Annotated in this window: 14 protein-coding genes and 12 pseudogenes; 11 read left to right on the forward strand and 15 right to left on the reverse strand. The window is 67.9% G+C overall.

Annotated elements, in window-relative coordinates; genetic code table 11:
- Window positions 1–109: 109 nt before the first annotated feature.
- The gene (locus tag G6N31_RS26815) at window positions 110–463 is read left to right on the forward strand and encodes a DoxX family protein (RefSeq protein ID WP_098002849.1); all 354 of its coding nucleotides are present in this window, start codon (window positions 110–112) and stop codon (window positions 461–463) included.
- 7 nt (window positions 464–470) lie between these two features.
- On the opposite strand, the gene G6N31_RS26820 is transcribed toward G6N31_RS26815, so the two are convergent.
- From G6N31_RS26820 to G6N31_RS26830, 3 genes are all read right to left on the reverse strand, one after another.
- Window positions 471–719 (reverse strand): hypothetical protein, encoded by a 249-nt coding sequence (locus G6N31_RS26820; RefSeq protein WP_234815246.1) that lies wholly within the window; start codon window positions 717–719, stop codon window positions 471–473.
- Window positions 720–800: 81 nt separating this feature from the next.
- Window positions 801–1,106: a hypothetical protein gene (locus G6N31_RS26825; RefSeq protein WP_098002800.1), complete on the reverse strand. Its 306-nt coding sequence runs from the start codon at window positions 1,104–1,106 to the stop codon at window positions 801–803.
- A 141-nt stretch (window positions 1,107–1,247) separates the two neighbouring features.
- Window positions 1,248–1,598: a DUF732 domain-containing protein gene (locus G6N31_RS26830; RefSeq protein WP_133117670.1), complete on the reverse strand. Its 351-nt coding sequence runs from the start codon at window positions 1,596–1,598 to the stop codon at window positions 1,248–1,250.
- Window positions 1,599–1,844: 246 nt separating this feature from the next.
- Between G6N31_RS26830 and G6N31_RS26835 the strand changes: the two genes are divergently transcribed.
- From G6N31_RS26835 to G6N31_RS26850, 4 genes are all read left to right on the forward strand, one after another.
- The gene (locus tag G6N31_RS26835) at window positions 1,845–2,183 is read left to right on the forward strand and encodes an STAS domain-containing protein (protein WP_098002802.1); all 339 of its coding nucleotides are present in this window, start codon (window positions 1,845–1,847) and stop codon (window positions 2,181–2,183) included.
- A gap of 140 nt (window positions 2,184–2,323) precedes the next feature.
- Window positions 2,324–2,560: a microaggregate-binding protein 1 gene (gene mbp1 / locus G6N31_RS26840; protein ID WP_098002803.1), complete on the forward strand. Its 237-nt coding sequence runs from the start codon at window positions 2,324–2,326 to the stop codon at window positions 2,558–2,560.
- A 121-nt stretch (window positions 2,561–2,681) separates the two neighbouring features.
- Window positions 2,682–2,993 (forward strand): STAS domain-containing protein, encoded by a 312-nt coding sequence (locus G6N31_RS26845; protein WP_244962249.1) that lies wholly within the window; start codon window positions 2,682–2,684, stop codon window positions 2,991–2,993.
- A gap of 381 nt (window positions 2,994–3,374) precedes the next feature.
- Entirely contained in the window at window positions 3,375–4,442 is a 1,068-nt protein-coding gene (locus G6N31_RS26850) for an MmpL3/TtfA transport complex stabilizer (RefSeq protein WP_234815248.1), read from the forward strand.
- Between the two features lie 40 nt (window positions 4,443–4,482).
- Here G6N31_RS26850 and G6N31_RS26855 read toward each other — a convergent pair.
- Both G6N31_RS26855 and G6N31_RS26860 read right to left on the reverse strand, forming a co-directional pair.
- Window positions 4,483–5,167: pseudogene (locus G6N31_RS26855) on the reverse strand (response regulator).
- A pseudogene (locus G6N31_RS26860) lies at window positions 5,164–6,723 on the reverse strand (sensor histidine kinase). The pseudogenes G6N31_RS26855 and G6N31_RS26860 overlap by 4 nt, the downstream one beginning before the upstream one ends.
- Window positions 6,724–6,906: 183 nt before the next feature.
- Between G6N31_RS26860 and G6N31_RS26865 the strand changes: the two are divergent.
- Window positions 6,907–8,213 (forward strand): annotated as a pseudogene (locus G6N31_RS26865) (cation:dicarboxylate symporter family transporter).
- 60 nt (window positions 8,214–8,273) lie between these two features.
- On the opposite strand, the gene G6N31_RS26870 reads toward G6N31_RS26865, so the two are convergent.
- A complete protein-coding gene (locus G6N31_RS26870) occupies window positions 8,274–8,582 on the reverse strand; it encodes a hypothetical protein (protein ID WP_098002809.1) in 309 nt (102 codons plus the stop codon).
- Between the two features lie 40 nt (window positions 8,583–8,622).
- Window positions 8,623–9,810, reverse strand: a pseudogene (locus G6N31_RS26875) (lipid-transfer protein).
- 111 nt (window positions 9,811–9,921) lie between these two features.
- Here G6N31_RS26875 and G6N31_RS26880 point away from each other — a divergent pair.
- Window positions 9,922–10,975 (forward strand): annotated as a pseudogene (locus G6N31_RS26880) (NAD(P)H-dependent amine dehydrogenase family protein).
- Window positions 10,972–11,811 (forward strand): patatin-like phospholipase family protein, encoded by an 840-nt coding sequence (locus tag G6N31_RS26885; protein ID WP_163722409.1) that lies wholly within the window; start codon window positions 10,972–10,974, stop codon window positions 11,809–11,811. The pseudogene G6N31_RS26880 and the gene G6N31_RS26885 overlap by 4 nt, the downstream one beginning before the upstream one ends.
- On the opposite strand, the gene G6N31_RS26890 is transcribed toward G6N31_RS26885, so the two are convergent.
- Both G6N31_RS26890 and lpqV read right to left on the reverse strand, forming a co-directional pair.
- Window positions 11,800–12,768 carry a patatin-like phospholipase family protein gene (locus G6N31_RS26890; RefSeq protein ID WP_098002812.1) on the reverse strand — a complete coding sequence of 323 codons (969 nt, stop codon included), beginning with the start codon at window positions 12,766–12,768 and terminating at the stop codon, window positions 11,800–11,802. The two genes, G6N31_RS26885 and G6N31_RS26890, sit on opposite strands and share 12 nt — an antisense overlap.
- A 128-nt stretch (window positions 12,769–12,896) precedes the next feature.
- On the reverse strand, window positions 12,897–13,118 hold the full coding sequence (gene lpqV / locus G6N31_RS27745; RefSeq protein ID WP_342355825.1) for a lipoprotein LpqV: 222 nt from the start codon (window positions 13,116–13,118) through the stop codon (window positions 12,897–12,899).
- Window positions 13,119–13,368: 250 nt separating this feature from the next.
- Between lpqV and G6N31_RS26900 the strand changes: the two are divergent.
- Both G6N31_RS26900 and G6N31_RS27605 read left to right on the forward strand, forming a co-directional pair.
- Window positions 13,369–13,865 (forward strand): annotated as a pseudogene (locus G6N31_RS26900) (cupin domain-containing protein).
- Window positions 13,866–13,879: 14 nt separating this feature from the next.
- Window positions 13,880–14,225 (forward strand): annotated as a pseudogene (locus G6N31_RS27605) (rhodanese-like domain-containing protein).
- A 6-nt stretch (window positions 14,226–14,231) separates the two neighbouring features.
- On the opposite strand, the pseudogene G6N31_RS26910 reads toward G6N31_RS27605, so the two are convergent.
- The 3 genes and pseudogenes from G6N31_RS26910 to G6N31_RS26920 all read right to left on the reverse strand — a co-directional run.
- Window positions 14,232–15,903, reverse strand: a pseudogene (locus G6N31_RS26910) (alpha/beta hydrolase); the annotation flags it as partial.
- 9 nt (window positions 15,904–15,912) lie between these two features.
- The gene (locus G6N31_RS26915; protein WP_163722411.1) at window positions 15,913–16,689 is read right to left on the reverse strand and encodes an enoyl-CoA hydratase; all 777 of its coding nucleotides are present in this window, start codon (window positions 16,687–16,689) and stop codon (window positions 15,913–15,915) included.
- Window positions 16,690–16,692: 3 nt separating this feature from the next.
- Window positions 16,693–17,752, reverse strand: a pseudogene (locus G6N31_RS26920) (enoyl-CoA hydratase/isomerase family protein).
- Window positions 17,753–17,911: 159 nt separating this feature from the next.
- Here G6N31_RS26920 and G6N31_RS26925 point away from each other — a divergent pair.
- Window positions 17,912–18,758: pseudogene (locus G6N31_RS26925) on the forward strand (Bax inhibitor-1/YccA family protein).
- Between the two features lie 169 nt (window positions 18,759–18,927).
- On the opposite strand, the pseudogene G6N31_RS27610 reads toward G6N31_RS26925, so the two are convergent.
- The 3 genes and pseudogenes from G6N31_RS27610 to G6N31_RS27620 all read right to left on the reverse strand — a co-directional run bounded on the left by G6N31_RS27610 (window position 18,928) and on the right by G6N31_RS27620 (window position 20,152).
- Window positions 18,928–19,217 (reverse strand): annotated as a pseudogene (locus G6N31_RS27610) (hypothetical protein).
- A gap of 190 nt (window positions 19,218–19,407) precedes the next feature.
- A pseudogene (locus G6N31_RS27615) lies at window positions 19,408–19,575 on the reverse strand (thiolase family protein); the annotation flags it as partial.
- Complete coding sequence (locus G6N31_RS27620; RefSeq protein WP_342355826.1) at window positions 19,520–20,152, reverse strand: thiolase family protein; 633 nt, start codon at window positions 20,150–20,152, stop codon at window positions 19,520–19,522. The pseudogene G6N31_RS27615 and the gene G6N31_RS27620, both read right to left, overlap by 56 nt.
- Between the last annotated feature and the right edge of the window lie 427 nt (window positions 20,153–20,579).

Genomic DNA, 20,579 nt, shown 5'->3' on the forward strand with positions numbered 1-20,579 from the left:
GGCCGGACGTCAGAACAGGTGAGAGCAGTTCGACGGGCTGGAAGGCGGCGAGATGAGCATACCGACGATCGCGATGGGAATGGGAGCTGGTGACGTGCCCGATGCGGTGATGTCTGTCCTGGCGACGGCGACGGTGGCATGCGCGGCGGCCAACGCCGCCGTGGCAGTGGCGGATTGGCGCAGGGCGCAGTTCGTGGTGGCCAATTCGTCGGAAGTCGGAGTCGCGTCGACGATGATCCCGTATCTGGGGGCGCTGAAGATGGCCGGCGCCGTCGGGCTCATCGCCGGTCTGACCGTCTCGCCCTGGCTGGGCCTGGCAGCTGCTGTGGGTCTGGTGTTGTTCTTCGTCGGCGCTGTCGCGGTGCACGTACGCACCGCGGTCTGGCACAACATCGCATTTCCGTTGGGCTATCTGGGCCTTGCGGTCGCTGCCGCCGCGTACTTCGCGGCCGTCGTCGGGTAGCGCGCGGTCAGATTCGGGCGACGGATCGGATCCGGATCTGGTCGGTCTCGCACTGGCGGCACGTCAGCGGGCGGATCTTCAACCGTACGTTGGCGATTCGCAACGCTCGTTGGCACATCGGGTACGGGCAGCCGCAGGACAACCGCACCCACCACTGGGCGGGGTGGGCGAGAGGCCCGCAGAAGTTTCGGCAGCTGCACAGGATCTCAGGCTCGAAGTCGAGTTCTGCCAGCGACGGCTCGAGCAGTGTGGTCACGGCCTCCAAATCTAAAGTGGAGGTCGAGACTTTTGCGGGAGGCGCGCGCGGGAAATCGCGGCGCGGCGCGGATTGATGACCTCAGGTGGTGCAGTCGAGCGTCACGGTGACCTTCGGTGTCGGCGCGACCCGGAACACGTTGATGTCATCGTCGTCATTGATCACGAACGGCTGCCGGGGGACCGGGTGGTTGCGCACCCCGCTCACCGAGCACTGCTCCAACGGTGCGGTGCCGACGCGGCTGATACGCACGTCGAAGCCTTGCGCGCGAAGTTGATTGATGGTCGTCGAGGCCGAGTCGACTGCCCCCGGGGCGGCCCCCGACGGGGTGGCGTAGGCCAGCAGAGCGCCGACCGGCAACACGCTTGCGGCGATGATCTTCTTCATGGTGGAACTCCTGCGAGGGGGTGGGTCACTGCGCGACCACGGTGATTTTCGAATGACACCATCGTCGCCAGGCGCTCGCTGCAACGCTTGAAGGCTGCGTGGAGATTCCGTGGAGATTCGCCGCCGAGTCGGTCCGAGCGCTCAGCCGCCGACGACGGCTTGATAGCCCGGGCAGTAGGCCCTGACCGCACCCTGCATCAGGGCTGCGGCCTGAGCCGCGTCGAGGCCGTCGCCCTGCAACGACTGCACCAGGTCCAGCTGCACCCGGGCCGGGTCGACGCCGTTGGCCGCGCCCTCGGCGACGATGCCGCAGATGTTGTTGCCCATCTCGACAGCCTGCTCTTCGGAGGCGAAGTTCACGCCCAGTGTGCTCAGCAAGGCCACGAACTCGGTATCGGGGTCGGTCGCGTGGGCGGTGTGCATGCCGAGCAGGACCGGGACCGAAGCGGTAGCCGCGACGATGATCGACGAAACCGCGTGACGAGCGCGCATGCTGCCTCCCGAGGGCTTGTGGTCTGCGCGGATGGTATCGGGTGCACCCTGCTGCGGCGCTGAACCCGCGATCGCGTCGGCGCGGCGCCACCGCCGGGATTCCGAGATCACGATCAGGTAGGCTCAGGAAGCGGCTCGGACGGCCTGGCGTGACCGTCGTCCGCCGCGATATTCGGGTTCAGACCGTAGCCTCCCGCACCACCGCGACCGCGCAAGCGGCGCCGAGCACGAGACGAGGCTCCCGACGTGCAGCAATTCACAGAACGCGAGGTCGACGGCGTGATCGTCGTCGCAGCCATGGGTGCTGTCGACATGCTGACCGCGCCGCAGTTGCAGGACGTCATCACCGCCGCCGCGCAGCGCAAGCCGTCAGGCCTGATCGTCGACATGACCGAGGTCGACTTCCTGGGCTCCGCCGGGATGCAGGTGCTGATGGCCAGCCGCAACAAGCTCGACCCCCAGACCAGGTTCGCCGTGGTCGCCGACGGTCCCGCCACAAGCCGCCCGCTGAAGATCACCGGCATCGCCGACTACATCGAGATGTTCTCCGCGCTCGACGTGGCGCTGACCAACTTCTCGTCCTGAAACTGCTCGCGCCACGGCGCAGATAACGGAATGTTTGCGATTCCGACCCGCCGGGAACAGATCGTTCGCCAAACAGCCATGCTGGTCCCGGACACGGCCTCACACGTCGCCGGGTAGGAAACTGCAAAAGGAGCACTTCCGTGGGTGACAACAACTCGGGTCCAGAAGAAGCCGTCAAGGGCGTCGTCGAAGGCGCCAAGGGTAAGGCCAAAGAGGTGATCGGCGTCGTCACCGGCCGCGACGATCTGCAGCGCGAAGGCGAGGCGCAGCAGGACAAGGCCGACGCGCAGCGCGAAGCCGCGAAGAAGGAAGCCGAAGCCGAAAGCGCACGAGCGTCAGCGAAGGCCAATGAGGAACGTCAGAAAGCCGAACAGTAATTCTCTGACGGGCAGCGCAGCCACGCGATGACCGTCACGTCCATCCGCAGCAGGTCAGCCGACTGCCGGCGCTTTTCGATAGCGTCGACAGTACTGGCTGTCGACACCTGCGCGCGGGGACGTGGCTCACGACGAAGTGACCGTCGCCGTCACCGGTGAGGTCGATGCGGCCAACGCGAAACGGTTCGCACACACGGTCCGCGAGGCGGCCGGTGTGTGCGCCAGCCTGGTCCTCGACCTCACCGAGGTGCACTTCATGGCCTTCGACGGCGCGTCGGCGCTGTATGCCCTCAGCGCCCACCTCGGCCGGGAGGGCGTCGCTTGGTGTGTGGTCGGAAGCCCGTCGGTGCGCCGGGTGCTGCAATTGTGCGATCCCGAGGGGCTGATTCCGGTCGCCGACGTGGCCTCCCTCCGAGGTGCCGAGCCGGCCTGAGCAGCTGTGGCAAAGCAGCCGCAGAGCCCGAATATCTTGCCGTGCGGCCCTGTGATCTAGCGCTCACTTTTTCCGGGCAAACCTAAGAGTTTGTTATCAAAAGGTTTCAACGGTGCCTCGATGAGTGCGTTGCCAAGCACGGCGATGGCCCAGTTCAGCGGGTTAAATTTACGTTGCTGACAGGAAAGCGCCCGCAGCAGGCCAAAAAATTATTAAGTGGTGCCTGAGAAGTGTTGTGGCGCTTGTCCATTGCGGGAAACCGGGTGTTCGTGACCTTGAAATCCGATGGTTACAGTGGTTTCAGGTCGCTCCCCAACTCCGGGGGCCAGGACAGTCGATCTAGGCCGGATGCAGTTCATGCCGGCGGAGGTTTCACAGCACATGGCAAACATTGCGGTGCCCCGAGGGCATACCCGGCACGATGTCGAACGTGAGGCCGCCGGTCTCGAGCAGTCGAGCTGCGAGACCGGCGCCACCTTTGAGCGGCGGTTTGCAGTCGGGCACGGCCCGGTCGGCGAGATCGCCGCGTCAGGCAGCACGGTGGTGGTGGCGAACTTCGCCGACGACACGGTGTCGCTCTTCGACGCGGCCACCCTCGCGCCGACCGCAACCATCGCCGTCGACGGCGAGCCGGTAGCGGTCGTCGCAGCCGACGAGCGCGTCTACGTCAGCGTCGCGTCGCAGGGCCATGACGCCGTCTCGGTGATCGATGTGGAGAGCCGGGCCGTGGTCGCGACCTATCCACTGGCCTCCGGGGTCACCGCGCTCGCGGTCAGTCCGGACGGCAAGCGGGTGTACGCCGGCCGCTCCGCTGGGCAGCGGGTCGAACTGTCGGTCATCGACACCACCGCGGAACGCGTCGGAACCATCGACATCGGCTCGGGCCCGGCGGCCAACATCGACGCCGTCCGCGTCGACCCGAGCGCCAAGCAGATCTACGTCGCCGTCACCGATGAGCAGGGTAGCCAGCTGGTGGTCGTCGACGCCGAGACAACGCGGGTGAGCCGGGTGATCCCGGTCGGCGCGCCGATCCGGGACATCGCCTATGGCGGCGACGCGGTATTCGTGCTCACCTCCGACCGCGCCGTCGGCGGCGCCGTCTATGTCGTCGACCTGGCCACCCACCGGGTCAGCGACTTCGTGGCGCTCGGCGGCGCGCCCACGCAACTCTCGTTGAGCCCCGACGAGGCCCGCGCCTACGTCGTCGACTACGACCGTGTGACGGTGGTGTGCGCGCTGAGCCTCGACATCCTCGACACCCTGAAGGTCGATGCGCGGCCTTCGTGTGTGGCCCACCGGGTGGACGGGTCGCAGCTGTTCATCGCCGACTACTCCGGTGCGGTGAACGGGTTCTCCGTCGAGTCCACGCTCGAGGACCTGTATCTGCAGTTCTTGACGACCGACGCGATCGCGCTGAGCGTGCCGAGCCTGCAGCCCGTCACCGCATAGCGGCCGACCTTCCCGCTCGCCCCAGGGGACCGTCGCTGTATCAGCGCCACTGGTACCGCGTTTTCGGACGGCCGGTCTTGCCGTAGTCGGTGTGACGGCGGACGACCCCGTCCTCGGCGAGCCGCTCGAGATAGCGCCACGCCGTCACCCGTGAGACGCCGATGCGTTTGGCGACCTCGTCGGCGGAGACGCCGTCGGTGGAATCACGCACGACGCGGGCGATTTCGTCGTTGGTGCCCGGTGCTGACCCCTTCGGAGCCGCGGCGCGGTCAGCCCGCGTAATTGGGCAAGGGCGCGGTCGATTTCAGCCTGGCTGGCGGCGTCCAAACCTGCGGGGAGCGCGTCGCGGTAACGCTGATAACGCTCGAGGCGGTCGCGGAAGGCGGAGAAGGTGAACGGTTTGAGCAGGTAAGCCAGCGCGCCGTGGCCGACCGCGGCGCGCACCATCTCCAGATCCCGCTCGGAGGTGATCACGATGATGTCCGGCGCCGGCCGCAACCCCGACAACGCCGAGGCCAGCGCGATCCCGTTCGCATCGGGCAGGCCGATATCGAGCAGGACGAGATCTATCGGTGTCTCCGACGCGGCGGCCTCCGATGCAGAACGCATCGCATCCCTCGCGGTGTGCCTGCCGCGGCGATCGAAAAGCCCTGCAACCGCTGAAGGTAAGTCCGGTGGGCGTCGGCGATCAGCTCTTCGTCCTCGACGATCAGGACCTTGATCACGGACGCGGCACCGTGACCGTCACGACTGAGCCGTAGGTCATGTCGGCGCTCAGATGCCCGTGATGGCGTCGGACCACTTGCGCCACCAGTGCCAGACCGAATCCGTGACGCCCCTCACCGGCTTCGGGCTTGGTCGAGTACCCGCGCTTCATCGCGTTCTGAAACATGCTTTCGTCCATGCCTTCTCCGCTGTCGGCGACGCGGATCAGCAACCTTTGCGCATTCTGGTGCCCGTGACCTCCACCCACGGGTCTTCCGGGTCGCACGCTTCCATCGCATTGTCGATCAGATTTCCGGCGACGGTGACCAGTTCCTGTGCCGTCAAGAACAACTCGTCGGTATCGGCGGGCAGCTCGGACTCCTCCGTCACGGTCAACTCGATCCCGCGTTCGCTGGCCTGGGCCGACTTGCCCAGCAGAAGAGCCACCAGGGCGGGCTCGCCGACCGCGTGCGACAGTCGATCCACGAGTTGCTGCGACAACTCGAGCTCTGCGGTGGCGAACCCGACGGCCTCCTCGGAACGCCCCATCTCGACCATCGTGACGATGGTGTGCAACTTGTTGGCCGCCTCGTGGGCCTGGGCGCGCAGCGAGTCCGTCAGCACTTTCAGCGACGTGAGTTCACCGAGCGCGCCCTGCAATTCGGTGCGGTCGCGGATCGTGACCACCTCAGAGGTATCCGGTCCCGACCGCACCCGTGATCGGTTCACCACCAGCACACGGTCGTCGGTGACGTGGACTTCGTCCCGGGCGCCGGGGTTGGGACTGCGCAAGAACTCGGGGAGCTCATCCGGTGAGACCTCACCTGCCGGGAGCGACAACAATCGGCGCGCCTCGTCGTTGACCACCGCGACCCCGGAACCGTCGAGCACGATCAGCCCCTCCGACACCGAATGCAGGATCGCGTCGTGATGGTCGTACATGACGCGCAGTTCCTCCGGGCGCAGACCCCGGGTCTGGCGCAACAGGCGACGACGGATACCCCACGCCGAGCATGGAGATCGCCAGAGCGCCAACGCCTATCGCGGCGATCACCGGTAGCTGGGATCGCCAGCGCTGCGCCAAGCTCTGCTGCAGAATGCCCGCGGCGACCAACCCGATGACGCGGCGCTCGGAGTCGTAGACCGGTGCGACGGCGCGAACAGACGGCCCCAGAGTGCCGGTGTAAACCTCGGTGAACGTCCGCCCCTGCAGCGCGGGTTCGATGCTGCCCAGGTAGTCACCACCGATCTGGGCCGGGTCTGTGTGGGTGTACCGGGTGCGGTCGGGCGCCATGATCGTGATGAAGGCGATATCCGTTTGGTTGCGCACCAACTCGGTGACCGGTTGCAGGATCTCGGTGGCGCGCCCCGACTCGATCGCTTCGGCAGTCGACGGCGAGTCGGCCAACGTTGTCGCGATGCCGAGCACCTGCGCCTCCGCGGCCGCGTCACCGTCGCGGCGGGCGTCGTAGACGGCCAGCGCGCTGCCGGCCAACACGATCACCGCGATCACCAGGATCTGCAGCGCGATCGCCTGACCAGCCAGCGACCGCGGCCACGGCGATCTGCGTCGCATCCGGCACGACCCTTCAGGTGAACGAAATGAACTAAAACGTGACCTGGCTCACGCTCTCACACAGCATCTTTTCAGACCTGTTGCCCGCTTGATTCCGGAGGACATTCCCGATGACGACCACGATCGACCGACCCGTCCCGCCCGGCGCGCCGACGCAAGCGCGACCGCACCCATTGGCTCTACATCGCCGTGCTCGTGGCGGTGGTCGCCGGCGTCGGCGTCGGCATACTCGCGCCCGCCGTCGGCACCAGTGTCGGAGTCCTCGGCACGATGTTCGTCGCGCTGATCAAGATGATGATCGCGCCGGTGATCTTCTGCACGATCGTGCTCGGTATCGGGTCGGTGCGCAAGGCCGCCACCGTCGGCAAGGTGGGCGGTTTGGCCTTCGTCTACTTCCTGGCGATGTCCACGTTCGCGCTGGCCATCGGCTTGGTGGTGGGCAACCTCCTGCACCCGGGCAGCGGCTTGCGGCTCAGCGACAGCGCCGCGGGCAGGGCGCCGAACTCGCGGACAAAGCGCACGAGGCCGGTGGTCTGCTGGACTTCGTCCAGGGCATCATCCCCACGTCGATGTTCTCGGCGCTGACCGAAGGAAGTGTCTTGCAGGCGCTGTTCATCGCGCTGCTCGTCGGTTTCGCGCTGCAGGGCCTCGGGTCGGCGGGGGAGCCCATCCTGCGCGGCGTCGAACATCTGCAGAAGCTGGTGTTCAAGGTGCTCGTCATGATCCTGTGGCTCGCACCCATCGGTGCGTTCGGCGCGATCGCCAACGTGGTCGGCCAGACCGGATGGGCGGCGGTCGGCCAGTTGATGGCCCTGATGCTCGGGTTCTACCTGACCTGCGTGTTCTTCGTGTTCGGCGTGCTGGGCACATTGCTGCGGACGGTGTCCGGGGTGTCGATCTTCAAGTTGGTGCGCTACCTGGCACGCGAATACCTGCTCATCGTGTCGACCTCGTCGTCGGAGTCGGCGCTGCCCCGCCTCATCGCCAAGATGGAGCACCTCGGCGTCGACCGGTCCACCGTGGGCGTGGTCGTACCCACGGGCTACTCGTTCAATCTGGACGGCACCGCGATCTACCTGACGATGGCCTCGCTGTTCATCGCCGGTGCGCTGGGTGATCCGCTGACCCTCGGCGAACAGATCGGCCTGCTGGTGTTCATGATCGTCGCCTCCAAGGGAGCGGCCGGCGTCACCGGTGCAGGACTGGCCACGCTCGCCGGCGGTCTGCAGGCCCACCGCCCCGACCTGCTCGACGGCGTCGGGCTCATCGTGGGCATCGACCGGTTCATGTCGGAGGCCAGGGCGCTGACCAACTTCTCCGGCAATGCGGTCGCCACTCTGCTGGTGGGCTCGTGGACCCGCACGATCGACAAGAGCAAGGTGAGTGCCGTGCTGGCGGGAGACGATCCGTTCGACGAACTCACCATGCTCGACGACCACGGCCCGCGCGCCGACGAGCCGGGGCAGGCCAGAGTCCCTGCGGCGAAATAGCACCCGGGCGACAAAAGGCCCGGCCGGGCTTCCTCCGGCCGGGCCTTCCTCGTGTCGAAGCTAGACGGTGCAGTCCAGGGACACGGAGATCGGCAGACGGAGCAGGACCTCCTCGAAACCGATGACGAGGTCGCCGTCACGGTCACGCTCGATCACCACGTTCGGCTGGACCACCGCTTGCGGGTTGCGGATCCCGATGACGGTGCATTCCTCGAGGGGAGCACTACCGATCCGGTCGACATGCACGGTGTAGCCCTGCGATTCCAGCTGCTCGATGACCTGGATCGGGTTCGACGGTTCGGCGGCGTCCAGCCCTCCCGATGCGCACAGCACACCCAGCAAAGACGCCGCCGCCACTACCGTGTGCATGGCCGGGCCTCCTGACTGCGCACCCGACTCAGTGCACAGATTACCTCTCGGCGCGCTGGTAAGCGGTGACCACGGCGGCCCCGCCCAGCCCGATGTTGTGTTGCAGCGCGGCGGTGACGCGGTCGACCTGCCTCTTGTCGGCGGTTCCGCGCAGCTGCCACGTCAGCTCACTGCACTGCGCCAGACCCGTCGCTCCCAGCGGGTGTCCCTTCGAGATGAGCCCGCCGGACGGGTTGACCACCCAGCGTCCGCCGTAGGTCGTCGCGCTGTCGTCGATCAGCCGCGGCGCCTCGCCCGGCCCGCACAGCCCCAGCGCCTCGTAGAGCAGCAGCTCGTTGGCCGAGAAGCAGTCATGCAGCTCGATGACCTGGAAGTCCTCCGGTCCGAGCCCGGACTGCTGATAAACCTGCTGTGCGGCTTTGACATTCATGTCGTAGCCGATGATGTTGGCCGCGCTGCCGTCGAATGTCGACGCGAAGTCGGTGGTCATCGCCTGACCGACGATCTCGACGGCCTGCCCGGCGAGCCCGCGCTTGGCGACGAAGTCCTCGCTGGCCAGCACCACGGCCGCCGAACCGTCCGACGTCGGCGAACACTGCAGCTTGGTCAGCGGATCGGAGATCATCTTCGCCGCCAGGATGTCGTCGAGGCTGTACTCGTCCTGGAACTGCGCATACGGGTTGTTCACCGAGTGCTTGTGGTTCTTGTGACCGATCTTGGCGAAATGTTCGGCGGTGGTGCCGTACTTCTTCATGTGCTCGCGGCCGGCCGCGCCGAACATCCACGGCGCCACCGGGAACTGCATCTCGTCAATCTCGTTGAGCGCCAGGATGTGTCGCTTCATCGGGGATTCACGGTCATCGGCGCCGCCGCCCAGCGAACCGGGCTGCATCTTCTCGAAACCCAACGCCAGCACGCAGTCGGCCAGCCCACCGCGGATAGCCTGCGCGCCGAGGTAGAGCGCCGTCGACCCGGTCGAGCAGTTGTTGTTGACGTTGACGATCGGGATGCCCGTCATGCCCAACTCGTAGAGCGCGCGCTGGCCCGACGTCGAGTCGCCCGAACAGTAGCCGACGAAACCCTGCTCGATGTCGGTTTAGTCCACCCCGGCGTCGGTCAGTGCGTTGGTCCCCGACTCCCGGGCCATGTCCGGGTAGTCCCAGCCTTCCCGGCGCCCCGGCTTCTCGAACTTGGTCATCCCGACGCCGACGACGAAAACTCGCTCCATGCTGCCATCCCTTCGCTGCTGTGCGGTCTGTGCAGAAACCTAGCGCGCCCGTTCGGATCCATGCGGACCGGCTGCTGGTATAGACCTTGAAGGCGACAGTGAGGAGACGATATGGCGCTGCGGGTCGTGCAGTGGGCCACCGGCGGGGTCGGTGTGGCTGCGATCAGGGGAGTGCTCGAGCATCCCGAGCTCGAGTTGGTCGGGTGCTGGGTGCACTCGCCGGACAAGGCCGGCCGCGACGTCGGCGACATCGCCGGCACCGACCCTCTCGGCGTCACTGCCACCAACGACGTCGACGAGATCCTGGCGCTGGACGCCGACGCCGTCATCTACACGCCGCTGATGGGTGACCAGGACCAGGTCGCGGCCCTGTTGCGCGCCGGCAAGAACGTCGTCACCCCGGTCGGCTGGCTGTATCCCAGCGAACGGAGCGGCGCACCGCTGCGCGAAGCCGCGCTGGCGGGCAACGCGACGTTGCACGGCACCGGCATCGCGCCCGGCGGGATCAGCGAAGTTCCCGCTGATGCTCTCGGCGATGTCGACGGGCGTGACGTTCGTGCGCGCCGAGGAGTATTCCGACCTGCGCACCTACGAGGCGCCCGATGTGCTGCGCCACGTGATGGGCTTCGGGGAGACCCCGGACAAGGCATTGACCGGACCGATGCAGAAGATGCTCGACGCCGGCTTCATCCAGGCGGTGCGGATGTGTGTCGACCAGCTCGGTTTCGCCGCGGACCCCAAGGTGCGTGCGACCCAGGAGGTGGCGGTGGCCACCGCGCCGATCGACTCGCCGATCGGGCAGATCGAACCCGGCCAGGTCGCCGGGCGCAAGTTTCACTGGGAGGCGCTCGTCGACGACGAGCCCGTGGTGCGGGTGACGGTCAACTGGCTGATGGGCGAGGACAACCTCGACCCGGCGTGGTCGTTCGGGCCCGCCGGGCAGCGCTACGAGATCGAAGTGTGCGGCAACCCCGACTTCACGGTGTCCATCAAAGGCTTCCAGTCCGATATCGGCGGTGAGGGACCGGAGTACGGCGTCGTCGGTACGGCGGCGCACTGCGTGAACTCGGTCCCGGCGGTGTGCGCGGCGCCACCCGGGATCGCCACCTATCTCGATCTGCCGCTGATCAGCGGCAAAGCCGCACCCGCGAAGGGGCGCCGATGACCGACGGCATGCGGGCGTTGGTACTGGCCGGCGGCGGCCTGGCCGGCATCGCCTGGGAAACCGGTGTGCTGCTGGGCATCTGCGACGAGGCCCGCGGCCGGCTGCTGGATTCCGAGGTGTTGGTCGGCACGTCCGCCGGCTCGACGGTGGCGGCGCAACTGAGCAGCGGGACGGCGTTGGAGGAGCTGTTCGCGCGGCAACTGTCCGACGAGGCCGGTGCGCGGAAATCCACCCGGCGTCGCGATCGAGACGATCACCGAGTTTTCCTCGACGCGATGCAGACCCGGGCGCGACCAAAGAAGCTCCGCAAGATCGGCGCGGTCGCGGCCGCTGCCGACACAGTCTCCGAGCCGACGCGCCGTGACGTCATCGCGCACCGGCTGCCGTCCCACGACTGGCCACGACGAGTCCTGCGCATGACCGGGATCGACCTGGACACAGGGGAACTCGTGATCTTCGACAACGACTCGGGAGTCGGTCTGGTCGACGCCGTCGCCGCCAGCTGCGCTGTGCCCGGGGTGTGGCCGCCGGTGCGCATCGGGTCGCGCCGGTTCATGGACGGGGGAGTGGGCAGCACGGTCAACATGAGTGCGGCAGACGACTGCGCCACGGCGGTCGCGCTGGTCCCGTCCAGCTCCCAGACCCCGTCACCGTGGGGGACCGGCACCGTCGACGAGATCAACGCGTTCCCGGGGGCGACGCTGGCGATCTACGCCGATGCCGAGTCGCTGCAGGCATTCGGCCCCAACCCGTTGGACCCCGCCTGCCGCGCCCCGTCCGCGCAGGCCGGCCGGCCGGCGGGAAGCGCGCGCGTCGCCGAATTCCTAGGAGCGTGAGTTGCGGGCTTCCAGCGTGTCCAGACCGGTCGCGGCCAGTTCCTGGCCGATCTCGATGACCTCGGCAGAGCGGTGGAAGTCCAAGCTGCGGCACACGGTGCGCGGCACCTCGATCAGCAGGTCGGGCGGATAGGCGGCCAGCGTGTGCCGGGCCAGCGCCGACTGCGCGATGTCGATGACCCGGTTCATCACCTCGAAACTGCCCAGCTTCGGTACTGCCGGCACCGCGACGTCCTCGTCCTGCACGGGTTCGTCGTCTCCGGTCATGAAGCGGCCCAACATCGCCCGCCCGGTCTGGGTCTCCAGTAACGAGCGGGCCGCCTTGCTGTCGAGCAACGACGACCTGGTGCGCCACATCCGGTTCAACCACTCCCCGCTGGGACGGGCGTCGTGCTCATCGCGGCGGGAGTCGGGATCGTCCCCGGACAGGCTCACCGCCAGCGTCACGTCGGCGACCACCGCGGCGATCGGCGCCATCGGAATCGGATCGAGGATGCCGCCGTCGGCCAGCAGGCGGCCGTCGAGCACATGCGGGGTGATCAGACCGGGAATCGCGATCGATGCCCGGATCGCGTCGTCGACCGGTCCCCGCTGCATCCACACGGCCTTGCCGGTGATCAGATCGGTGGCCACCGACGTGTACGGCACGGGCAATTCCTCGATGGTGATGTCGCCGACGATCTCGCGCACCGCATCGAGAATCTTCTCCGCGCGCAGCACTCCGGCCGAGGTCAACGACGGATCGAGCAGGCGCAGGACCGCGCGTTGAGTCAGCGAGTTCGCCCAGCCGGTGAACTCGCCGAGCTTCCCTGCCGCCTCCAGCCCGCCGACCAGCGCGCCCATCGAAGACCCGGCGACGCCGACGATTTCGTGACCGCGCTCGTGCAACTCGTTGATCACGCCGATGTGGGCGTAGCCGCGCGCCCCGCCGCTGCCCAGCGCCAGTGCGACCCGCATCCGTCCATTCTGACCGGTCCGCGTACCCGCCGTGCGGCGACCTGGTTCACCGCGTGATGCGAACTCATCCACAGAGGTCGTCGGCGGCCGCCTCGACCGCGACGATGACCCCCGACTGCTGGCCGGGGTCAGCTCCGCCAGGGCTTCGCGAAATCCCCGGCGCCCACCGGCCCGCCCCGCTGTACCGTCGCCAGGTACGGCTCGATCAGGCTGCGCGGGTCACCGCCCTGCTGCTGCATCCACGTCTTGGCTGCTCGGCAGGCCTGGAAGTAGTCGTCCTCGGTGGACTCGGCGGGTGCGCCGACCGTTGTGGTGACGCCACCGGGGACACCCCACCTCCCGGGCCCCACGGGGTCGCCGGCGCGGAGGTCGTCGTCTCGGATGCGGACGGCGGGCCCGGCTCCTGCTCGCCGCCCGACGAACAGCCTGCGAGCGCCACCGTGACCACGACGACGAGCCCGGCCCGGCCGAGGAGGTACCTGCGCATGGGGCCAATCTATGCAACACTGGCGTCCGTGCTGACGCAGACCCGGGTGCTGGAGTGTTGTTCGGCCTGACCGCCGACCCCCGTTCCCCTCTGCTCATCTTCGGAGTCCCCGCATGCTTCTCGCCCCCCGGCTGCGCCTGCCCGACCTTCTGCACCTCACCGACCGGTTCGCCGACGACGTCCTCGTCGGGGACTACGACCACCTCATCCCCGAGGGCGGCCTGTCGCGCACCGAGCGGTGGTTCACCCGCCTGCACGGCGATGACGAGCTCGACGTCTGGCTGATCAGCTGGGCGCCCGAACGCGCGACCGAGCTGCACGACCACGGCGGCTCCCTGGGGGCGCTGACGGTGATCAGCGGCGCGCTGCGGGAAACTCGTTGGAACGGTGCAGGTTTACAGGACCGCACCCTGATCGCCGGTGACCAGGCCGCGTTCCCGCTGGGCTGGGTGCGACGTGGTGTGGGCCGGGACCCCGGCGCGGTGCCGGGGCCGACGCTGAGCGTGCCTACTCACCGCCGCTGACCGCGATGTCGTACTACGACGTGACCGGGGACAGGCTGCGCCGCAACAGAACCGAGCTGACCGGACAACCGGAGCGGGAGCAGTGAGCAGGATCGACACCATGCTGGCGCGGGCGCGCGCCCGGCTCACCCGGCTGCCCGCCGAGCAGGTTCCGGCCGCGCTGGCGCGCGGAGCGCTGCTCGTCGACATCCGCCCGGCCGCGCAACGGGCCGCCGAGGGTTCGGTGCCTGCCGCGCTGGTGATCGAGCGCAATGTGCTGGAGTGGCGGTGCGACCCGACCAGTTCCGCGCGGCTGGCCGAGGCCGTCGGGGACGACGTCGAGTGGGTGATCCTGTGCTCGGAGGTTACACCTCCAGCCTGGCCGCCGCGGCGCTGCAGGACCTGGTCTGCACCGCGCCACCGACGTCATCGGCGGCTACCAGGCTTTGAAACACGTTTTGTATTAGGAACTCGTCGCTGCGCAACAGCGGGCGCAGCCGTTCGGTCTTCTCCTGCGTCCAGCGCGGCGGCAACAGGATCTGCGCCCACGCGTCGGCGACGTCGCGGACATACACGTGGCCGTGGCCGTCGGGGACGTTGACCGCCACCGCCATGTCGGCGGACACCTGAAGGAACGTGACCACCGGAATCCACTCCATGTCCGGTGAGACGTCGGGCCCGCGCTTTTCCCGCAGCCAGTCCGGTCTGGCGAAGAGCAGGTCGGGATTCCACCAGGCGATCGGGTCGGAGGCGTGCTGCAGGTACACCACCCGCGGTTGGTCCCAGACCGCGTGCGGACGTTGCAGGTCTTTCGGTTCGGCGACGAAGCGCACGTTGGCGCCGTCGTCGTAGATCGGCAGCCACTGCGGTGAGCCCGGGTCGCGGTTCAGTGTCAGGTCGTTCCACACCGTGTTGTTGAACGTGGGGCCGCTGAACAGCGCACCGTCGGTGCGGGCGATCAGATTGTTCAAGGCCAGGAACGGAGCCTCCCCGCCGAAGGACCCCAGGCTCTCGCCGAAGACGACCAGCGTCGGGCGTTGTGCCTCAGGCATTTCCCGGATCAGTTGGTCGACGGCCTCGAACAGTGCCTGACCCGCTTGACGGGCGTTCTCCTTGTCGACCAAGAACGACAGCCAGCTGGGCAGGAACGAGTACTGCATCGACACGATCGCGGTGTCGCCGTTGTACATGTACTCCAGCGCGGTGGCTTCGGCTTCGTTGATCCACCCGGTCCCGGTGGTGGTCGCCACCGCGACCACGGCGCGTTGCAGGCCGCCGGTGCGCTGCAATTCCCGGGCCGCCAACTCCGCGGTGGCCTTGATGCCGTCGGCCGAATTGAGGCCCGCGTAGGCCCGGATCGGCTCGGTGGCCGGTGCGCCGTTTAAATCGGTGAGCTCCTCGACGGTGGGTCCGCCGGAGATGAAGATGCGGCCCTGATGGCCCAGCGACTCCCAGGACACCAGTGACTCCGGACCGCCGGAACGCAGGACGGTCTGCGGGGCAGCGAAGTCGGGGTCGGTCTCGTCGTTGACCGCGGCGAAGGTCTTGTTGATGGTGCTCATCGCGAATCGCACCACCACGCCGTTGAGCAGTGCCACCGACAGCGCCACCACCAGGCCGACCGCGATGACCGCCGAGACCCGTGGCGGAGCAACGCGGTTGAGCTGTCGAACCAGGAAGCGCACCAAAAGGCGCAGCGCTTTCCCGATCTCGACGAGTACGAACAACGTCACCAGCGCGATGAGCCCGGCCAGCGGGTAGTCCCAGAACCCCAGCCGCGGCACCGCCATCAGGTCGCGGACGTCGTCCTGCCAGCGGTGAAACCAGAAGATCGCCAACACCATGCCGACGGCCCCGACCAGGACCAGGATCGGCCACGCCCATTTCGGGGCGGGCGGGCTGGAGTCCTTGGACCCCAGGTAGCGCACCAACCACACCGCGAACACCCCGATGCCGTAGCCCGCCGCGGCGCCGCCGCTGACCAGCCCTGGAACAGCGGGCCGCGCGGCAGCAGTGACGGGTGAGTGACAACCAGAGCAACACCAGCCCGACGGCGGTACCGGTGAACGTGTAGTGGCGAATCCACCACGCACGCCGCGGTGCAACGGGCTCGGTGGTCGTCGGCGCCTCGGCGGTCTCGGTCACCCACGCACTCTAACGGTGTGTGAAGTTCGCTTCCCGCTTCTCGGTGAACGCGTTCATGCCTTCGGTCTGGTCGTCGGTGGCGAAGGCCGAATGGAACAGCCGCCGCTCGTAGAGCAGGCCTTCGGCCAGCGTCGCCTCGAACGACCGATTGACGGCCTCCTTGGCCATCCGGGACGCCGACAGCGACATCCCGGCGATGGTGCGCGCCACCGCGCCGGCTTCGGAGAGCAGCGCATCGGCGGGCACCACCCGCGACAGCCCGGCGCGTTCGGCCTCCTCGGCGTCCATGTTGCGGCCGGTCAGGATCAGGTCCATGGCCTTGGCCTTGCCGATCGCGCGGGTCAGCCGCTGCGAGCCGCCCATCCCGGGCAGCACGCCGAGCTTGATCTCCGGCTGCCCGAACTTCGCGCTGTCGGCGGCGATCAGGATGTCGCACATCATGGCCAACTCGCAGCCTCCGCCCAGCGCGTATCCGGCCACCGCGGCGATGGTCGGGGTGCGGGTCGCCGCGAATCGGCCCCAGGCGGCGAAGAAGTCGGACGAGAACACGTCGGCGAACGAGAGATTCGCCATCTCCTTGATGTCTGCTCCGGCGGCGAAGGCCTTCTCGTTACCGGTGATGATGATTGCCCCGACGCCCGGGTCGGCGTCGAGTTCAGCTGCGGCGCTGGTGACTTCGTGCATCACCTGGCTGTTGAGCGCGTTGAGCGCCTTGGGCCGATTCAGCGTGATGGTGGCCACGCGGTCCTCGCGGGTGAGCAGGATCGTCTCGTAACTGTCGGTCATTCCTCACTCCTGTTCGAAGGTCAAATCGGGCTGCGCCGGCGCGAAGTACGCGTCGACGTCGGCAGCGGTGACGGCATCCAGCGAGGCCGGCGACCACTGCGGGTTGCGGTCCTTGTCGACGAGCTGCGCGCGGATGCCCTCCACCAGATCATGCGAGCGCAGCGACGCGCACGACGTCCGGAACTCCTGCACCAGCACGTCTTCGAGGGTGGCCAGGTCGGCCGCCTGCCGGACCGCGCGCAGCGTCACCGACAGCGCGACGGGGGAGCGGGTGGAGATCAGGTCGGCGGCCTTGGCGGCGGCACCGTCATCGTTGCCGCCGGCCGCGTCGTCATCGCGCAGCGCGGCGACGATGTCAGCGACGGTATCCCCGGCGTAACAGCGGTCGATCCACTCTTGTTCGGCCAGCAGCGGACTCGGCGGCGGCTCCTCGGCGTAGGCCGACAGGGCGGCGTCGACGCCGTCGCGGACGATCTTCTCGGTGAATGCGCCGAGGCCGTCGTGGGGCACGTAATGGTCGGCGAAGCCCATCGCGATGGCGTCCGGGCCGGAGAACGGAGCTCCGGTCAACGCTGCGTGCAGCCCGAGCCGTCCGGGGGTGCGTGCCAGGATGTAGGTGCCGCCGACGTCGGGGATGAAGCCGATCCCGACCTCGGGCATGGCCATCTTCGTGGTGTCGGTGACCACTCGCACGCTGCCGTGGGCGCTGATGCCGACCGCCGCCCATCGTGATGCCGTCCATCAGGGCGACGTACGGCTTGGGGTAGCGGCCGATCGCGGCGTTGAGCAGATACTCGTCGTGCCAGAAGCGGCGCGACTGATCGCCGCCGGCCTTGGCGTCGTGGTAGATCGCGACGACGTCTCCGCCGGCGCACAGGCCACGCTCACCCGCGCCGGAGATGACGACGGCCGTCACCGCGTCGTCGCGTTCCCACTGCCGCAGCGCCGCGTCGATCGCCGTGACCATCGGATGGGTCAGCGAGTTGATCGCCTTGGGTCGGTTGAGCGTGATCAATCCGATTCCGTTGTCGACCTTTACTAGGACATCCTCGTTTTCGTCCACGGAATGCAATCTAGATCGTCTCCCCGGCGCAGGCAGCGCCGGGTAAGGTTTCCTGTGAACCTCCTGGGAAAGTCGAACCCGCATTTCGGGAACCGTCCGAAATCCTCGCTCGTTGAGAGGGTGTTCGTCTCAGGACACAACACAGGAAAGGAACCGACGGTGCGCGAAAGCAGCAACCCGGTATTTCGTTCATTGCCCAAGGGGCAGCAGGGCGGATACGCGCAGTTCGGTACCGGAGCCGCCGCCGGCTACGGTGCCGCAGCGGTCCACGCCGATCCCTATGAGCCAGTACCCCGATCAGCAGCAGACCGGTGTCGCGTCCGCTGACCATCGACGACGTCGTCACCAAGACCGGGATGACGCTCGCGGTGCTGAGCGCCGTCGCCGTCGTCTCCTACTTCCTGGTCTCCCAGAACCTGGGCCTGGCCATGCCGTTCACGCTGGTCGGCGCGCTCGGCGGGCTCGCACTCGTCCTCGTGGCCACCTTCGGACGCAAACAGGACAACCCGGCCATCGTGCTCAGCTACGCCGCGCTCGAGGGTCTGTTCATCGGCGCGATCTCGTTCGTGTTCGCGAACCTGATCTCCACCGGCGGCCCCGGCATGATCGCCCAGGCGATCGTCGGCACCATCGGCGTTTTCTTCGGCATGCTCGTCGTCTACAAGACCGGCGCCATCCGTGTCACGCCGAAGTTCACCCGCATGATCGTCGCCGCCATGTTCGGTGCGCTGGCATTGATGCTGCTGAACCTGGTGCTCGCCGTGTTCGGCGTCGGCGGCGGTGAGGGCTTCGGCCTGCAGCGGCGGCCCGCTGGCGATCATCTTCTCGCTGGTGGTCATCGGCATCGCGGCGTTCAGCTTCCTGATCGACTTCGACGCCGCCGACCAGATGGTCCGTGCCGGCGCGCCGGAGAAGGCCGCGTGGGGCATCGCTCGGCCTGACCGTCACCCTGGTCTGGCTGTACATCGAGATCCTGCGTCTGCTCAGCTACTTCAATCAGGACTAGCTTCGCTACGAGAAGGGCGTCCACCGCGGTGGGCGCCCTTTCGTACCTGCTGCTGCTGTCGGCTCGACGAGCGTGCGGTGGGGGCGGCTTGCGGCGTGCTTTTCCGCCACGAGTTCACGCTCGGCGGGCCGGTCGCCCTGGACGCACACTCGGCGCGCGCGTGCCGGCCTCAGGGGTGCCCGGGCCAGCCGACGACTACGAGCCGCTCCACCACCATCGCCATGCCCTGCCCGCCGCCGACGCACGTCTCTCGATGCCGAACGTCTTGTCGTGGGTGGCCAGGTTGTTGAGCAGGGTGGCGGTGATCCGCGCCGGTCATGCCGAACGGATGCCCGAGGGCGATCGCCCCGCCGGACACGTTCAGCTTGTTCTCGTCCATGCCCAGCTCGCGCGCCGACCCAGCACCTGCACCGCGAAGGCCTCGTTGATCTCGTACAGGTCGATGTCGGAGATGCTCATCTTCGCGTTGGCCAGGCCTTCTTGACCGCCTCGATCGGGCCCAGGCCCATGATCTCGGGCGACAGCCCCGACACCCGGTCGACACGATGCGAGCCAGCGGCGTGAGCCCGAGCTCCTTGGCCTTGGTGTCGCTCGCGATCACCACCGCGGCGGCGCCGTCGTTGAGCGGGCACGCATTGCCGGCGGTGATCGTGCCGTTGGGACGGAACACCGGCGAGCTGGCTGATCTTCTCGTAAGTGGTGCCGCGGGGCCGTCGTCGGTCGACACCACGGTGCCGTCGGGCAGCGTCACCGGCGCGATCTCACGCTCGAAGAAGCCGCTCTTGATGGCTTCCTCGGCGCGGTTCTGCGAGCGCACACCCAATGGTCCTGGTCTTCGCGGCTGATCCCGGTGAAGGCCGCGACGTTCTCGGCGGTCTGGCCCATGGCGATGTAGACGTCGGGCAGCAGCCCGTCCTCGCGCGGGTCGTGCCACTCCGTCGCACCCTCGGCGGCCTTGGCGGTGCGCGCCTGCGCATCGGCGAAGAGCGAATTCTTGCTGTCCGGCCAGCCGTCGGCGGTGCCGTTGCCGACCGCGAAACGGTCTCCACGCCGGCGGAGATGAACGCGTCGCCCTCACCGGCCTTGATCGCGTGGAAGGCCATCCGCGTGGTCTGCAGCGACGACGAGCAATACCGGTTGACCGTGGTGCCGGGCGGAAGTCGTAGCAGTTGCACCGCCACCACCCGGGCGATGTTGTAGCCGGCCTCACCGGCGGGTTGACCGCAACCCATGATCAGGTCGTCGATGTCGCGCGGATCCAGTGCGGGCACCTTCTCCAGCACCGCCTGCACCATCTGCGCGGCGAGATCGTCGGGACGCATCGACACCAGCGATCCCTTGTTGGCCCGGCCGATGGGCGAGCGGGCAGTGGCGACGATGACGGCTTCAGGCATGACGGCTCCTCGGGTGCAGCGATGCGAACTACCCACGAACCTAGCTGGCGCTCACGCTGACCGGCGCGCCCGCCTCCCCTCCGGACGTCTATACAAGCGTCGGCGCCCTGCCCAGCACCGGCGCGGGCACCCCGGTCGACCGCCGCCACAGGCGGCTGAGCCCGCCGAGCCGGCCCAGCAGCCCCCGGTCGTCTGAGCGCGACACCAGGGCGGCCTCGGGCGGGGTTCCGGGTTTGCACTCACCCAGGGCCTGACACAGCGCGGGCAACAGCTGCTTGCCGGCCAGCGAATACCCGCGGCCGACGGATGGAACATGTCGGTGGAGAACAACAGCTCGGGCGTCTTGTGGAAGTGCAGGGCCAACAGATCCGCGAACGGCACCGGCACCCACCGGCGGCACGCACCGCGGCCTGCGCCAAGGCCAACC

Source organism: Mycolicibacterium duvalii, assembly GCF_010726645.1.
In the GTDB taxonomy this organism is placed as follows: Bacteria; Actinomycetota; Actinomycetes; order Mycobacteriales; family Mycobacteriaceae; genus Mycobacterium; species Mycobacterium duvalii.